Raw genomic sequence first — 14,895 nt, forward strand, 5'->3', positions numbered from 1 at the left:
AAATCGAAATGAGGGTAGCGTCGCGCCGTATTTCGAACAGAATAGGAACCAAAGGTCGTGGCGGTAGGATCAACGAGGGAGTCCGGAATGGCGGGCGTTTTCAGTTTTCTGGGCGGGCTCTTCGCCCGCCAACCGCGGGAGATTCAAGCACCCACCGAGCGGGTCCAGGCCATCCTGGATCAGATCCACGCAGAGGCCCTCCCCTGCCTCCACCTGGTTCCCGGCGGCGAGGGCCGCACCCGGTTTGGAGGGCCGCCGGAGATCACCGGCGACTGGCCCCGGTTCGGCGGGCGCCCCATGGCCCACCTGGCCCGGATCGACCTGGCGGAGGTGCGCGCCGCCGGCGGCCCGGACTGGTTGCCGGCGGAGGGACGACTGCACGTCTTCCTCGACATGGGCGCCCGCGCGCAGGACTTCGAACCGGAACAGCCGGGGGCCTGCGTCGTCCGGTGGGAGACGGGCGAGGTTGCGCCCCCTGAGCCGCCAGCGGACCTGAAACCCCGCAGCCGGATCGCCCCCTTTCCCCTCACCTTCCAGCCGCGGACCTCCTTCGCCGATGAGCGCGTCGAAATCGACTGGAGGGGCTTGACCCGTGACGAGGAGCGGACCCTGGACGCCGCGATACTCGGCTTCCTGTCGCCCGAGCCCGCCCACCAGATCGGCGGCTATCCCGGCAACCTCCAGGGAGACGTGATGGAAGTCGAATGTGCTGTCGCGGCGGCGCGCGGCGGGGACATCCGGGAGCTTGGGACGGACGATCCTACACCCACCGAGCTTGCGGCCGCGCGGGACTGGCGGCTTCTCCTGCAGGTCGACAGCGACCCCGGCGCGGGTTTCGATTGGGTCCAGAACGGACGGCTCTTCTTCTGGATCCGCGAGGCCGACGCGCGGGCCGGCGACTTCTCACGGATCTTCGCCATCGCCCAGTTTCTGTGAGGCGTCCCGGCGGCCCCTCAACGCTGCGTGATCCATTGGCGGGCGAGGCGTCTCGGGATAGGGTCTGGTTTCCTGATCTCTCCCCGGGCGCGCAATGAAACACTTCCTTCTGACGATGAGCGGCGTCTTCGCCGGGCTTCTGCTTTTCCTGGTCGGCGTTCCTTTCCTGCTGATTGTCATTGCAGCGGGCGCCTCGCGCCCGGAACCGGTCCCGGCGCGCACGGTTCTGGAGTTGGATCTTCGGCAGGCCCTGACGGACCAGGACAGGCCGAATCCTTTCGCCAGTTTCGGGCAGCCCAGTCTGTCCGTGCTGAAGATCGTCACCACCCTGCGGAAGGCGGAGACCGACGATCATATCCGAGGCCTGCTGGTCCGGCTGCCCGAGGCGGGCATGGAGCCGGCCATGGCGGATGAAATCGCCGACTCCTTCCGGCGCTTCCGAAAGACGGGAAAGCCCGTGATCGTCTTCAGCCAGGGCGTCTACCCGGCCGGGGCGACCCCCTCCACCTACATGCTGGCGGCGGCGGGGGGCCAGGTGTGGATGCAGCCTGGCGCCTCACTGCAGGCCACCGGGCTGGTCTCCGAGGACATCTTCCTGAGGCGGATCTTCGACCGTTACGGCGTCCGCCCGGATTTCGAGCAGCGCAAGGAGTTCAAGAACGCGGTCAATGGCTACCTGCAGTCCGATTACACGCCGGCGCACCGCGAGGCGACCGTATCCATGCTGGAGTCGATCTACGGATCGGCCCTGAACCGCGCCGCAGCCGACCGCCGGCAGTCGCCGGCCCAGCTGAGGACGGCGCTCGAATCCGGCCCCCTGATGGCCGAGGAGGCCCTCAGGCTCAACCTGATCGACCGGGTGGACTATCTGGACACCGCCCGCAAGCAACTGTCCGACCGCGCGGGCGGGGGCGCCCAGTTCCGGGACCTCGGGACCTACGCCCGGTCCCACCGCGACCTCCGCCCGTCGACTGGTCCGGCCATCGCCGTCGTCACCGCCGAGGGCCCCATCATGACGGGCTCCGATGGCGGCGCAAATCCCTTCGCCTCAGGCGGAATGATCTATTCCGACCTCCTCGAGGACGCCTTGCACGCCGCGACCGAGGACAAGGACGTCAAGGCCATCGTCCTCAGGATCAATTCGCCCGGCGGCTCCGACACCGCCTCGGAGCAGGTCCGCAGGGCGGTCGAAGCCGCCAAGGCCGCCGGCAAGCCGGTCATCGTCTCCATGGGCACATACGCGGCCTCAGGCGGCTACTGGATTTCGGCCAACGCCTCGTCCATCGTCGCCCAGCCCACGACCCTGACCGGTTCAATCGGCGTCTTCGGCGGCAAGATGGCGTTCGGCGAGGCCCTCCAGAGGCTGGGCATCGATCTGCGCCAGGTCGGCGTCGGCTCGGACTACGCCTCCGCCTTCGCCCTCGGTCCTGGCCTGAGCGACACCCAGCGCGCCGCCTTCGGCCGATGGATGGATCAGATCTACGCCCGGTTCATCGGACGGGTCTCGGAGGGGCGCAGGATGCCCCTGGAGCGCGTCGAGGCCATCGCCCGCGGGCGTGTCTGGACCGGGGCCCAGGCCCGGGAGCTCGGGCTGGTCGACCAGATCGGCGGCTTTCACGACGCCGTGGACCGGGCCCGGTCCCTGGCCGGGTTGAAGGAAGACGTCCGCCTGCAGTGGATGACGTCGGAAGCTTCGCCCCTCGAGGCGTTCGAGGCCCTCTTCGGCGTCTCAGGGACGGCCGCCAGGGCGATCACAGCCGCGGCCTGGGTGGTCGGCGACCCGCGCGCCGAGGCCCTGTTGACCGAGATGGCCATGAGCCGTCTGCCGCCCGGGTCCGCAGCCGTGCGGTCACCGGTGACAGCGCCCTGATCCCGGCGGTTCAGCCGTAGGCGCGCGCCGCCGCCGCCATGGCCAGGACGATGGCCCGGTCATCCTCGGACAGCAGCGGGTTCCACACGTCGAAGATCAGGACGGTGCGGAGGGAGTCGCTGCCGTTGTAAGCCTCGTGCTCCAGGGTGTCGTCAAAGACGATGACCTCGCCCGGCCGCCACTGGATCCGGTCAAAGCCGACGCGGTACTCGCAGTTCTCAGGCACGACAAGCGGCAGGTGGGCGATGACCCGGGCGTTGGTCTCGCCATGATGGGGCGGAATCCGGGTCCTAGGGGCCAGGGCCGAGAACATCACGTTCGGGCAGAGGCCCTCGATCCGGGCCAGGTCCACTTCGGCCAGGGCGGCGGTGGTCGCCGGACACATCGCCTGGTTCTCCAGCGCAGGCGCGCCGCTCTTCCAGAGGTCAAGCGTGCTCCACCGGTCCGAGTGGTTCAGCTCGCCCCACTGGTTCACCGGCTGTCCGGGCGCATAGGCGATGTAGGGATTGAAGGCCCCCTGCGCTGTGGCGAGGGCGGCCTCCAGCTCCCGGCGAATCTCGTCGGTCTGCGCCTCCAGCGCCTCGATCCAGGGGAAGTGACTCCGGTCGAAGAAGGGAATGGCCGGCAACCGGGGCACATAGAGCTGGTTGGCGTCGGAGAGGTAGGGGCGGCTGGCGCCGGCCATGATGGACAAGGCCTCCCGCCAGCGCGACCGGTCGGTGGGCTGGGCCTGGCGGATCAGGCCGTCCAGGCTCCGGAGAAGATAGTCCTGGTAGGCCTTTGTCTCGGCCTCTACCAGGCGGGCGGCGTGCTCCAGCTCCCCGCGCAGATGGGCAGGCCAGTGCTGGGAGGGCGGGGCCACCTTCAGGGCGTTGCGATAGGTCACGACCGCCGCAGCGGTTCCGGAGGTCTCCTCCAGAAGGCTGGCCTTGGCCAGCAGGGCGGGCAGGGAATAGGGATCGGCGACCAGGGCGCCCTGGATGGCTTCCCAGGCCTCCTCTGGCCGTCCGGCGGTCCTCAGCGCGGCGGACAGGAAGACCCAGACCGTCGCCTCGCCCGGGGCGGCCGCGCAGGCCTGCCGCAGGAGGTCGATGGACTCTTCCATCCGACCGGCCTGCAGGGCGTGCACCCCCAGGCTGTACAGGGCCTCGGGATGGCCGGCGTCGGCGCCCAGCACCTTGCGCCACATCTCCTCGGCCTCGGACCACCGTCCTGCCCGCGCCGCCGCCCGCGCCGCCTCGGCCCACTGCACTGCCTGCACCTTCGCCTCCGGAAAAACAAAAGGGGCGGCGGAGATGTTCCGCCGCCCCCAAAGATTGGATCGCCGTAGGGATTAGAACCGGAGGTTCAGGCCCACCGCGAAGACCCGGCCCAAGGTGTCGTAGTTCGAGGGCAGGGTGTTGCCGCTGTTGGCGGCGGTGGTGGCGGCCTCGTTGCCTACGATCGGCGGATCTTCGTTGAACACATTCCGGACCGAGGCGCTGAGGCGTACCGCATCGTTGACCGCCCAGGACCCGTTCAGATCGAGGTAGTGGTAGGCGTCGATCTTCCGGAACTTGGCGAAGGTCGCGGCCTGCTGCGGCTTCTCGATCTCCACGGCGTCCTGATAGCGCCACTGATAGCCGAGGGAGAAGTCGCCGAAGGACCAGTTGGTCCGCTGGACAAACCGCAGCTGGTGGGTGGGGTTGCCGCAGGCGGTGCCGTAGTAACCCATGCAGTCCACGACCGGAATGGTGGGGTCGGAGCGGCGCTCGTTGGTCATGTAGTAGTTGGCCGCCAGGCTGAACTGCAGCCGGCCCCAGTCTTCGGAAGCGCCAAGATCCGCAAGACCGATCCCGAAGCCCGCGTTCATTTCAACGCCTTCCGCTTCGCGGTAGTCCAGGTTCTCGGTCAGGAGCCTGATGCCGGACGCCGGCGAAGCGAGGTCGCCGTTGATCCGAACGACCTTGGCGCACTGGCTGGCGACACCGGCGTTGTAGCAGGCGTTCAGCACTTCCTGGGCGTCGTACTCACCAATCCAGTCCTCGACGCGGATCTTGTAGTAGTCGACGGAGATGAAGGGCGAGGAGACCACCGGGATGAAGCTGGGGGTCCAGACAAAGCCCACGGTCGTAGTGTCCGCCGTCTCAGGCTTGGGCAGCTTCTGGAGGTTGGTCCCCTCGAAGGTGCTGATCTGACCAGAGACGATGTCCTGAACGACGCCCACCTGGGCCGCCGTCATGCCGGTGGAGACGCACCGGGCGCGCAGGGTGGCGTTCCCGGCCAGGACGCTCGCATTGGCGACCGAGCAGGGGTCGAGGGTGGCGTTCTGCAGGCCGGAGACGAGGGGCGCCGCGAGTTCACCGACGTTCGGCGCGCGAACGGCGCGCTGTTGCATGGCGCGGATCCGAAGGCCGTCCACCGGCTCCCAGTTCAAGCCCGCCTTCCAGGTCGTGTTCGAACCGGAGGGGTTGTAGTCCGCGAAACGGAAGCCCAGCTCGACATCCAGAGACTTGGCGAAGGCCGCGTCGGACATCAGCGGAACAATGGTTTCGCCGAAGATTTCGTAGACGTCGAAGCCGCCCTTGATCGGCAGGGTGTTGCCGCCGGCGCCGCCCAGGCAGCTGGTGGGCGCCAGCTTCAGGCACTCGTCGGGGATGCTCTCGCCAGTCTCTTCGCGGTACTCGGCGCCGAAGCTCCACTGCACGGGCAGGGCCGCCGACGGAACCTTGATGGAGTCCACAGCGCCGGAGATCGATCCGCCGAAGATGGTCTGCTTGTAGATCTGCTGCTCGATGCCGACGGCGCCCACATAGGCCGCCATGGCCTGGGTGATGGTGCCGAAGCCGCCGAAGACATTGACGGGCACGCAGGTATCGCCCGAACGGCAGACCGCAGCACCCCCCGGACCCGGGACGGCGTTCAGGGCGTTCCCGAAGTTGGTGACGTTGGTGTAGCCGGCGGCGATGTTCGTGCGGTCCGCCTGGCCGTGCTGGACGAAGACATCCCAGTTCCAGTTGTCGAACACTTCACCGCGGAAGCCGGCGTTAAACTGGAAGGTGTTGTTCTGATAGGTCGAGGAGCGCTCGCCCAGTTCACCCGTCCGGCGACGGATGACCAGGTTGATGTCGTCCGCCGCGTCCACAACACCATTCGCGTTCAGGTCCCTCCAGTTGCTGGCCAGCAGGGTGCCGGCCGTCCGGGCGGTGTTGGCCTGGGTGATGATGGTGCCGCGGGCCGAGGCCGACAGGAAGGGATTGCTCAGCGGAACGAAGAACGAGTTCCCGAAGATTCCGGAGGGCGCGATCTGCTGGCGCACCCGGGTCTTGGAGTAGATCAGGTTGGCGTAGGCCTCCACATTGTCCATCACCTCGTAGGTGGCGAAGGCCGAGCCGCCCCAGCGCTCCTGCGGGGTCTGGTAATAGTTGAATGGATTGAAGTTGAAGACCGAGCAGTTGGCGCCGATGGTGCCATCGTCGCGGAACTGGCCGAGGCTGCCGCCCACGCCGGTGATCGCCACGCGGGTGGGAACGGTGGTGGTGGAGCCGCCGGCCGCCACGGCGCCGGGGCCGCCGCAACCCGCGGGCGGAGCCGGCGGGGTGGTGGCGCCAAGATTGCTCCCGTCCGCCGTCACCACGCCCAGCAGGCCGAAGGGACGGTCGGCGAGCAGGACGCCGTCACGCTTGGAATAGTTGACGCTGACCACCGCATTGCCGCGGCCGTCAGGGCTGTTCACACCCACGGTGAAGGAGGTGGAGGTGATCTTGCCGTCGCCATCTCCGGTCTGGGAGTGGTTGGCGTCAGCCTCGAAGCCCTCAAAGTTTTTCTTGAGGATGAAGTTGACGGCGCCGGAAATGGCGTCCGATCCGTACACCGCAGAGGCGCCGCCGGTAATGACGTCCACCCGCTCCAGCAGGGCGGTCGGCACATTCGACAGATCGACCTCACCGTTGTAGTTGTACGGCGTCATCCGCTTGCCATTCAGCAGGATGAGGTTGCGCTGGGCGCCAAGACCCCGGAGGTTCAACGTGCTGACGCCAGCCGTACCATTGTTGGTGGCGTCGCCGTCTTCAGGCACCACGCCCGGCAGAAGGCGGAGGATCTTCTCGGCCTCAGGGGTCTGCTGCTGGCGGATCTGTTCGGCGCCGACGGTCACGATCGGACTGGCCGACTGGATGCCGGGGGTCTGAATCCGAGAACCGGTGACGACCACTTCAGCCACGTCATTGGACGCGCCCTGGGCGTAGGCCTGGGTCGCGAGCAGGGCCGCGCCGCAGATCATTGACGTCGCCAGAAGGCGCTCGCGCATGGACTTCATCTTCAAGATCTATCCTCCAACAGGTCTGCCGCTCTGGCGACAACCGGGAACGGGTTCATCCTTCGTCGATCCAGGCATGCTGGATTCGCTCTGCATCAGTCTTTTCACGGGGCTGGCGCACCGGTCAACGTAAAGGGGGTTAATGCGAGCTTTACGTTGGGATCGTGTCGCAAAATCGCCACAGTTGCAGTCTGGCGATCGAAGACGTCCGCCGTTGACGCCGGGACGTCCGGCGGCTTGTCTGCGGCGATGTGAGTCTTTGGAGAACGGACATGCGACGAACCCTTGGACTTGGTCTGCTTCTACTGTTCTCGGGTGGGGGCGCCTGGGCTCAGTCAGCGCCGCCAGCCGGGGCGCTGGAGGCTCTCATGTCCTGCCGGAGCCTGACGGCGGACGCCGAGCGTCTGACCTGCTTCGACAGGGCGTCGGGGGCCCTGGCTGCGGCCGAGGCCGGAGGCGCCCTGGTGGTTGTGGACCGGGCCAAGGTGGAAGCCGTCCGCCGTCAGGCCTTCGGCTTTTCCATTCCCTCCATCGCCGACCTGGCGCCCAGGGTCCGGCCGGAATCTGCTGCGGCCCCGAAACAGGAAGAGACTCTCAGCCAGATCGAGGCGGTGGTGGCGGCGGCGCGCCTGGGGCGGGATGGCAAGTGGATCCTGTCGCTGGACAGCGGCGCGGTCTGGCGGCAGACCGACACCGAAACGGTGCTCCGTGACCCCCGGGCCGGGTCCCGCGTGGTGATCCGGGCTGCGGCCCTCGGCAGCTTTCTCCTGAGCGTGGACGGACAGAGGTCTTTCCGGGCCCGTCGCGAGGAGTAGATCCCTCAGCGGTCCTTGGGGTCCAGGGCGTCGCGCAGCCCGTCGCCGATGAAGTTGAAGGCGGCCAGGGTGGCGGCCATGGCCAGGGCCGGGAAGACCAGCAGCCACCAGGCCATCTCCATGTCCTGCGCCCCGGCCGAGATCAGGGTGCCAAGAGAGGCCATGGGCGGCTGTACGCCAAGGCCAAGGAAGGACAGGAAGCTCTCCGCCAGGATGACGGCGGGAATGGTCAGGGTCACGTACACCGCCACCGGTCCGAGCAGGTTGGGGATGATGTGCCGGGCGACGATTCCCAGGCGGCCAAGGCCGGCGGCGCGGGCGGCCTCGATGAACTCCTTCTGCTTCAGCGACAGCGTCTGGCCCCGGACGATGCGGCTCATGGTCAGCCACTCGACGGCCCCGATGGCGACGAAGATGAGCAGGATGTTCGACCCGAAGGCCACCATCAGCAGGATGACGAAGAAGATGAAAGGCAGGGCGTACAGGACATCGACGACCCGCATCATCGCCTCGTCCACCGCGCCGCCGAGATAGCCCGCCGTCGCGCCCCAGGCGACGCCGATGACCAGCGAGACCAGGGTGGCGACGAGGCCGATGGACAAGGACACCCTCAGGCCCATGGCCAGCCGCGTCATGAGGTCGCGCCCCAGGGCGTCGGTGCCGAGCAGGTGGCCCTCGGTCAGGGGCGGGACCCAGACATGGGACTTGTTCACCTGGTCGTAGGGCCAGGGACTCAGGAGCGGTGCGAAGATGGCGAACAGGGTCAGGAGGACGAGGACCCCGAGGCTGAAGGTGGCGGCGCGATTGGCGCGCAGGCGGGCGAGGGCGTCGTCGGTCAGGCTGCGGCCGCGGATACCGGGCCGGGGCGGGGCGGCGAGGTCGGTCATGTGAGGCGCACCCGGGGGTCGACGACCGCCAGCAGCAGGTCGCCGATGAGATTCAGGAGCAGAACCAGGCCGGCGTAGACGACGATCATGCCCATCACCACGGTGTAGTCCCGCTGCATGGCGCTGATGACGAAGAACTTGCCGAGGCCCGGCAGGTTGAAGATCTTTTCGACCACCAGCGAGCCGGTCAGCAGACCGGCGGCGGCGGGGCCGAGATAACTGACCAGGGGCGTCAGGGCGGGGCGCAGGGCGTGTCGCACGATCACCGCAAACTCCGGAAGCCCGCGGGCCCTGGCTGTGCGGACATGCCCGGACGTAAGGGCTTCGATCATTCCCGCCCGGGTCAGGCGCGACAGGATGGCCGCCTGCGGCAGGGCCAGGACGATGACCGGAAGCACCATGTTGGGCAGGGCCCCGCCGTTCCAGCCGCCGTTGGGAAGCCATTGGAGGGTCGAGCCGAACAACAGGATCAGGAGGGGGGCGGTGACGAAGGTCGGCACGCAGACCCCCAGCACGGCCAGTCCCATTGCGCCGATGTCGAGGAGGCCGTTTCGCCGCAGGGCCGCCAGGACGCCCAGCGAGACCCCGACCGCGAGGGCCAGAAGGATGGAGGCGAGGCCAAGCTTGAGGCTGACGGGGGCGTTCTGTTGCAGGATGTCGGCGACGGACTTGTCCGGATACTTGAGGGAAGGCCCGAAATCGCCGCGGACCACGCCGCCGAGATAGCTGAGGTACTGCTCGGTCAGCGGCCGGTCGAGGCCGTAGCGGGCCTTGAGATTCTCCTCGACGGCGGGAGGCAGGCGACGCTCGGCGTCGAAAGGACCGCCTGGCGCCGCGCGCATCATGAAAAAGGCCAGGGTGATCACCACCAGCAAGGTGGGGCCGGCCACGAGCAGACGACGACCGATGAAACGCAACATTCCGGAGAGCCGTGAGAGGGTCTTTTTTGCGGGCCTGACGATTGCGAAACTTCCATCCCCCCCCGATGATGTCAACGCTCCCGCCGGTCCCTGGCGTCGGGAAGCCTGGAGGAAGCCGCCATGTCCGAGTTTCGCCGCGTCACCGAACGCCTGTCCGTCTCGCCCCAACTGTCGCCCGGGGACCTGGCCGACGCCGCCTCGCAGGGGTTTGTTCGCCTGATCTGCAACCGCCCGGACGCCGAGGGACCCGGGCAGCCTTCCAGCGCCGAGATGAAGGCTGCGGCCGAGTCCGCCGGACTGGAATTCGTCCACCTGCCCTTCACCGGCATGCCGGATGCGGCGACCGCGGACGCGGTCTTCGCCGCCGTGGCTGAGTCGCCCGGACCCGTTCTGGCCTACTGCCGTTCTGGAACCCGCTCCATCACCGCCTGGGCCCTGGGAGCGCTCCGGGCCGGCGCCCAGGACAGGGCGGAGCTGGTCGCCCTGGCCGCAGGGGCGGGATACGATCTGTCCGCAGCCCTGCCCCGGCCGATGTGAGGCGCGCCATGATCCCCTTCGTCAAGGACATCACCTTCGAGTATGGCGCCTGCGACCAGGTCTCGCCTCTCATCCGCAGGGTCGTGGCCAACAATCCCGGGCCCTTCACCTTCCTGGGAACGGGCACCTACATCATCGGGAGGGGACAGGTGGCCGTCATAGACCCTGGCCCGGACATGGACGACCATCTGGAGTCCATCCTCGCCGCTACCGAGGGCGAGACCATCACGGACATCCTGATTACTCACCACCATTCGGACCACTCGCCCCTCGCCGCCCCCCTCAAGGCCAGGACCGGAGCCCGGATTCACGGCTGCCCGCCATCACGGATCGGCGCTGCGGACGGGATCGTGGTGGAGGCGGACGAGGACGAGACCTTCCGGCCGGAAATCGTGATCCGCGGCGGTGAGATCATCCGCGGACCGGGCTGGACGCTTGAGGCCGTGGCCACCCCCGGCCACACCCTGAACCACATCTGCTTCGCCCTGCACGAGGAGAACGCCCTGTTTTCCGGGGACCACATCATGGGCTGGTCGACCACGGTCGTGTCCCCGCCGGGCGGCGACATGACCGCCTACATGGAGAGCCTGCAGAAGGTGGCGGACCGGAAGTTCGACACCCTGTGGCCGACCCACGGTCCGCCCATTACTGAGGTGGCCCCGTTCATCGCCGCCTATGCGGCGCACCGGCGCGCCCGCGAAGCCCAGTTCCTGGCCTGCGTGGACAAGGGAGTCGGCCGGATCGCCGACATGGTGCCGGAGCTCTATGCAGCCGTGGACAAGCGCCTGCACCCGGCGGCGGCCAACTCCCTGCTCGGGCACGCCATCGACCTGGTGCGCCGGGGCGTGCTGGCCTGTGACGGGGAGCCCGGTCCGGGATCGACCTACCGCCGTCCCTGACGTTCAGGCCTTGGACGACGGGTCCTTGCGGCCCAGCATGATGCGGGTCGAGACGCCGCCCAGCGTCAGGATGAAGACGGCGAAGGCGCAGAGGGCGGTCAGCAGATAGGCCTGCTCGGCGAGGGGAAGATGGGGCATGTGAACCTCCTGATGAGGCCCCCATCCTCCACGCTGCGGCGGACGCCGCCTTGATCAAGGTCAAGGCCGCGCCGCCGGGCCGAGGCCTCAGCCCGCCGTCGGCAGGACGTAGTCGACCATGCGCTGCCGCAGGATCTTCTTGTCGATCTTGCCTGTGGCGCCGAGGGGGATGTCATCCACGAAGACGACGTCATCGGGCGTCCACCACTTGGCGATCTTGCCTTCCAGGAACTTCAGGAATTCCTCCTTGGTCCCGCTCTCTCCGGGGCGTAGCTTGACCAGCAACACGGGCCGTTCGTCCCACTTGGGGTGGGCCACGCCGATCACCGCCGCCAGCTCCGCCTTGGGATGGCCAGCGGCGATGTTCTCGATCTCGATGGAGCTGATCCACTCGCCCCCGGACTTGATGACATCCTTGGCGCGGTCGGTGATCTGCATGTAGCCGTACTCGTCGATGGTCGCGACATCGCCGGTGTCGAAGAAGCCCTCGGAGTCGAGGATCGCGCCGCCATCGCCCTTGAAGTACTCGCCCACCACGAAGGGCCCCTTGACCATCAGACGCCCGAAGGTCTGACCGTCGTGAGGGAGCTCTTTGTTCTCGTCGTCCAGCAGCCTGAGATCGATCCCGAGAGGCGGCCTGCCCTGCTTCAGCTTGAAGCGGAGCTGGGCCTCGTCGTCCATCTCGGCAACCCTGTAAGAGGGGTTCGCTATGGTGCCGAGGGGGGAGGTCTCGGTCATGCCCCAGGCGTGGGTGACGTCCACGCCGAACTCGTCTCTGAAGCCGCGAACTATGGCCTCCGGCACGGCCGAGCCACCGATCGCCACACGCTTGAGGTTCGTCAGCTTGCCTCCGGTCTGACGGAGGTGGGCCAGAAGCATCTGCCAGACGGTGGGCACGGCGGCGGAGAAGGTGACGCCCTCCGCCTCGATGAGTTCGTGCACCGAAGCGCCGTCCAGCCTCGGGCCGGGCATCACCAGCTTGGCGCCTACGGCGGGGGCGGAGAAGGCGATACCCCAGGCGTTGGCGTGGAACATGGGCACGACGGGCAGGATGGAATCATTCCCGCCAATCCCAAGGACGTCGGCGCCCGACGTCACCAGCGTATGCAGGAAGTTCGAGCGATGGGTGTAGAGCACGCCCTTCGGATTGCCGGTGGTGCCCGAGGTGTAGCAAAGGCCCGCCGGGGTGTTCTCGTCAAACCCGCCCCAGACGCAATCTTCCGACTGGCCCGAGATGAGGGTCTCGTAGGCCAGGGCGCCCGGCAGCTGGTCGGTCATGTGCGCATCGTCGGTCAGCACGATGAAATGCTTCACCGTCGGTATCTGGTCGCGGATCTGGGCGAGGATCGGCAGGAAGGTCAGGTCGGTGAAGATGACCCGGTCTTCCGCATGGTTGATGATGTAGACGAGCTGTTCGGAGAAGAGCCGGGGGTTGAGGGTGTGGCAGACGGCGCCGATCCCCATGATGCCGTACCAGGCTTCCAGGTGGCGCGCCGTATTCCAGGCGAGGGTCGCGACCCGGTCGCCAGGCTGGACGCCAAGGGCCTTGAGGGCGTTTGAGCAACGCTTTGCCCGTACATAGGCCTCAGCGTAGGTCGTGCGCACGATCGGGCCTTCAACGGATCGGGAGACAATCTCGCGGTCCCCATGCCAAGTCTTGGCGTGTTCCAGAATCCGGTCAACGGTCAGCGGCCAGTCCTGCATTCTGCCGAGCATGGGGAAACCCTCCAGGTCATGTGTTTCAGGCGCCCTTCGGCGCGTTGCACGGAAAGTAGGGTCTCGACCCGCCGGAGGCAACGGCGGGACGGGGTCAAGCCGCCCGCTCGAAAAGGTCCGCAGGCCAGGGGGACTCGAAGGCCGTGACTCCCAGGCGCTCCCGGACCGTTCCGATCGGCTCGGCCCAGACGGCCGGCCAGTCGACTCCGAGCAGGGGCGGCGTGATGCGACCGTGCCCCCAGGCGGCGGCGATCACCCCGGACAGGACGCCGTAACGAACCGGTTCAACGGAGGCTGAAGCCAGCGTGACCGCCAGGACAGAGGCCGAATAGGCATGTCCAAACTGCGCCAGCTGGAAGGCCGAGATGGCGATCTCGTGGAGGCCGGTCGTGTGATAGCCGCCCACCAGGTGCCACAGATCATGCACCTGCAGGATCCGGGCGTTCAGGTAGTCGAGGGGCGGCGGCAGGTCGCGCAGGGATAGGGCCTCCCGGTCGAGCACCTCGAGGTCGAAGCCGTTACGGACGATCAGGTCGTGGAAGTCCCCGGCAAGTGAACCCGCCGGAGCGGCGGCGAGGGCCTCAAGGGTGAAGGGTTCAGGCCAGCCCCGGGCGGCGGCCTCGGCGACACCCGGCCGACTGCGGCTGAGCTCGAGCTACGCATCCCTGAAGGCGGCTTCGAGATGGGACGTCAGGGCCGCCGTTGCCCTAGTCAACCTAGGGCCGACCGCGCGCAATCTGCGCCGTCTAAGATTTCTCAGGGAGAGACGAAGAGTCCGTCCGGGACCGCGAGTAGAGAACGTCCGGTGTCTGATGGTCTAGTCGGAGCGCTCGCAGGAAGGCGAAGCCACGTCGGGCGGCGAAGGCGACATGGGCGACCTCGGCCGCTTCAAGTCGCTCGGGGGACGCCGCACCGTACGGGTCCGGATGTCCCAACCCCAGGCCGCTTTGGACCCGGCCTGCCTAGACGAAACGCGGGTCGCCCATGATCAGGGCTCTCCCTTCGTATGCCTCTCGTCGCGACTAGTAGCTGACGGTGAGGGACAAGGAGACGTACCCGCCCTTCTTGGTCTCGTTGGGACCCCGTCTCAGCTGCAGGCCGCCGTCAACGGAGAGGTCCAGATTGCGGCCTGCGGTATAGTTCAGTAGGACGCCGACACTCTCCAGGCGGGCGGGCGCCGAGGCTCCGGGAACCTTGTCCGGCTGCCGGATGTCGACGAAATCGTAGAACACGCCGGCCTGCAGGCTGTCCTCGATCGTCGACCGCCGGCCAAGGAGGGCCGAAGGACTGACGGGGGCGAGCCGGAGCTCGTTGCTGAGGATCACGCCCGTGGATCCCACCGCCGTATCCGGATAGTAGCCGCGCGCACTCCCGGAGCCACCCCCGCCGATCTGCTCACTGTTCGGGAGGTTGCCGCTCGTGGCCTGCAATGCGCCCCGGACCACCCAAGTCGCGCTCTGCGGCAGGCGGGTGATGCGCGTCACGGCGAGGCGACCATAAGCGTAGCGCGCCTTGGCGCCGGGCACGAGCGCCTCGAAGGCGGCGTCGCTATTGTCGCCGGAAAGGTCCCCCGGGCTCAGGACAAGGTCGCTCGAAAGGCTGGTCTGCCCCATCCGGTCCGGGACGTTTAGAACGACATTCACCGGGAACTGGTGGATCTCGATTTTCGAGTCGATGATTTCGACCCCGGCGAATTCCAGATTGTTGTCGGTGAACTTGTAGTCATAGCCGACCTGCACGGAGCCGGTGGCCCGGCCGATCCGGGGCAGGCTCCGTGAGTACCGGACGCTGGCCTGGCCGGAATGGCCCACATTGTCGAACCCCTCGGCGATCTTCGGCCTGACAGTGGAGTAGCTTCCGAACACCAGGAGCTTGCTCTT

At 67.5% G+C, this 14,895-nt stretch carries 12 protein-coding genes and 1 pseudogene; 5 read left to right on the forward strand and 8 right to left on the reverse strand.

Going from position 1 to position 14,895, the window contains the following annotated elements; translation table 11 throughout:
• Positions 1-87: 87 nt before the first annotated feature.
• Both INE98_RS10265 and sppA read left to right on the forward strand, forming a co-directional pair.
• Positions 88-936, forward strand: coding sequence for a YwqG family protein (locus tag INE98_RS10265; RefSeq protein ID WP_293538726.1), 849 nt, complete (start codon positions 88-90; stop codon positions 934-936).
• A 94-nt stretch (positions 937-1,030) separates the two neighbouring features.
• A complete protein-coding gene (gene sppA / locus INE98_RS10270; RefSeq protein WP_293538727.1) occupies positions 1,031-2,806 on the forward strand; it encodes a signal peptide peptidase SppA in 1,776 nt (591 codons plus the stop codon).
• A 10-nt stretch (positions 2,807-2,816) separates the two neighbouring features.
• Here the strand turns inward: sppA and INE98_RS10275 are convergent, their stop codons facing one another.
• Both INE98_RS10275 and INE98_RS10280 read right to left on the reverse strand, forming a co-directional pair.
• Entirely contained in the window at positions 2,817-4,067 is a 1,251-nt protein-coding gene (locus INE98_RS10275) for an aspartyl/asparaginyl beta-hydroxylase domain-containing protein (protein WP_293538728.1), read from the reverse strand.
• 72 nt (positions 4,068-4,139) lie between these two features.
• A complete protein-coding gene (locus INE98_RS10280; RefSeq protein WP_293538743.1) occupies positions 4,140-7,103 on the reverse strand; it encodes a TonB-dependent siderophore receptor in 2,964 nt (987 codons plus the stop codon).
• A gap of 272 nt (positions 7,104-7,375) precedes the next feature.
• On the opposite strand from INE98_RS10280, the gene INE98_RS10285 reads away from it, so the two are divergent.
• Entirely contained in the window at positions 7,376-7,918 is a 543-nt protein-coding gene (locus tag INE98_RS10285; RefSeq protein WP_293538730.1) for a hypothetical protein, read from the forward strand.
• Between the two features lie 5 nt (positions 7,919-7,923).
• Here INE98_RS10285 and INE98_RS10290 read toward each other — a convergent pair whose 3' ends face one another.
• A complete protein-coding gene (locus tag INE98_RS10290) occupies positions 7,924-8,805 on the reverse strand; it encodes an ABC transporter permease (protein WP_293538732.1) in 882 nt (293 codons plus the stop codon).
• Positions 8,802-9,725 (reverse strand): ABC transporter permease subunit, encoded by a 924-nt coding sequence (locus INE98_RS10295; protein ID WP_293538734.1) that lies wholly within the window; start codon positions 9,723-9,725, stop codon positions 8,802-8,804. The genes INE98_RS10290 and INE98_RS10295 overlap by 4 nt, the downstream gene beginning before the upstream one ends.
• A gap of 120 nt (positions 9,726-9,845) precedes the next feature.
• Here INE98_RS10295 and INE98_RS10300 point away from each other — a divergent pair, with 120 nt between their 5' ends.
• Both INE98_RS10300 and INE98_RS10305 read left to right on the forward strand, forming a co-directional pair.
• A complete protein-coding gene (locus INE98_RS10300; protein WP_293538736.1) occupies positions 9,846-10,262 on the forward strand; it encodes a TIGR01244 family sulfur transferase in 417 nt (138 codons plus the stop codon).
• Between the two features lie 8 nt (positions 10,263-10,270).
• Positions 10,271-11,161 (forward strand): MBL fold metallo-hydrolase, encoded by an 891-nt coding sequence (locus INE98_RS10305; RefSeq protein WP_293538737.1) that lies wholly within the window; start codon positions 10,271-10,273, stop codon positions 11,159-11,161.
• Between the two features lie 3 nt (positions 11,162-11,164).
• Here the strand turns inward: INE98_RS10305 and INE98_RS10310 are convergent, their stop codons facing one another.
• From INE98_RS10310 to INE98_RS10325, 4 genes and pseudogenes are all read right to left on the reverse strand, one after another.
• On the reverse strand, positions 11,165-11,299 hold the full coding sequence (locus INE98_RS10310) for a hypothetical protein (protein ID WP_293538739.1): 135 nt from the start codon (positions 11,297-11,299) through the stop codon (positions 11,165-11,167).
• 87 nt (positions 11,300-11,386) lie between these two features.
• Positions 11,387-13,015 carry a long-chain-fatty-acid--CoA ligase gene (locus tag INE98_RS10315; RefSeq protein ID WP_293538740.1) on the reverse strand — a complete coding sequence of 543 codons (1,629 nt, stop codon included), beginning with the start codon at positions 13,013-13,015 and terminating at the stop codon, positions 11,387-11,389.
• Positions 13,016-13,109: 94 nt separating this feature from the next.
• Positions 13,110-13,592 (reverse strand): annotated as a pseudogene (locus tag INE98_RS10320) (Coq4 family protein); the annotation flags it as partial.
• Between the two features lie 445 nt (positions 13,593-14,037).
• The coding region (locus tag INE98_RS10325; protein ID WP_293538742.1) for a ShlB/FhaC/HecB family hemolysin secretion/activation protein at positions 14,038-14,895 on the reverse strand (858 nt) is incomplete at its 5' end.

Origin of the sequence: Phenylobacterium sp., assembly GCF_020253645.1 — a bacterium.
GTDB lineage: Bacteria > Pseudomonadota > Alphaproteobacteria > Caulobacterales > Caulobacteraceae > Phenylobacterium.

What these genes read in the sequence shown, in the direction of transcription:
- INE98_RS10265 (WP_293538726.1), top strand. Translation starts at nt 88, where the DNA reads ATGGCGGGCGTTTTCAGTTTTCTGGGCGGGCTCTTCGCCCGCCAACCG.
- sppA (WP_293538727.1), top strand. Translation starts at nt 1,031, where the DNA reads ATGAAACACTTCCTTCTGACGATGAGCGGCGTCTTCGCCGGGCTTCTG.
- INE98_RS10280 (WP_293538743.1), bottom strand. Translation starts at nt 7,103, where the DNA reads ATGAAGTCCATGCGCGAGCGCCTTCTGGCGACGTCAATGATCTGCGGC.
- INE98_RS10285 (WP_293538730.1), top strand. Translation starts at nt 7,376, where the DNA reads ATGCGACGAACCCTTGGACTTGGTCTGCTTCTACTGTTCTCGGGTGGG.
- INE98_RS10290 (WP_293538732.1), bottom strand. Translation starts at nt 8,805, where the DNA reads ATGACCGACCTCGCCGCCCCGCCCCGGCCCGGTATCCGCGGCCGCAGC.
- INE98_RS10295 (WP_293538734.1), bottom strand. Translation starts at nt 9,725, where the DNA reads ATGTTGCGTTTCATCGGTCGTCGTCTGCTCGTGGCCGGCCCCACCTTG.
- INE98_RS10300 (WP_293538736.1), top strand. Translation starts at nt 9,846, where the DNA reads ATGTCCGAGTTTCGCCGCGTCACCGAACGCCTGTCCGTCTCGCCCCAA.
- INE98_RS10305 (WP_293538737.1), top strand. Translation starts at nt 10,271, where the DNA reads ATGATCCCCTTCGTCAAGGACATCACCTTCGAGTATGGCGCCTGCGAC.
- INE98_RS10310 (WP_293538739.1), bottom strand. Translation starts at nt 11,299, where the DNA reads ATGCCCCATCTTCCCCTCGCCGAGCAGGCCTATCTGCTGACCGCCCTC.
- INE98_RS10315 (WP_293538740.1), bottom strand. Translation starts at nt 13,015, where the DNA reads ATGCTCGGCAGAATGCAGGACTGGCCGCTGACCGTTGACCGGATTCTG.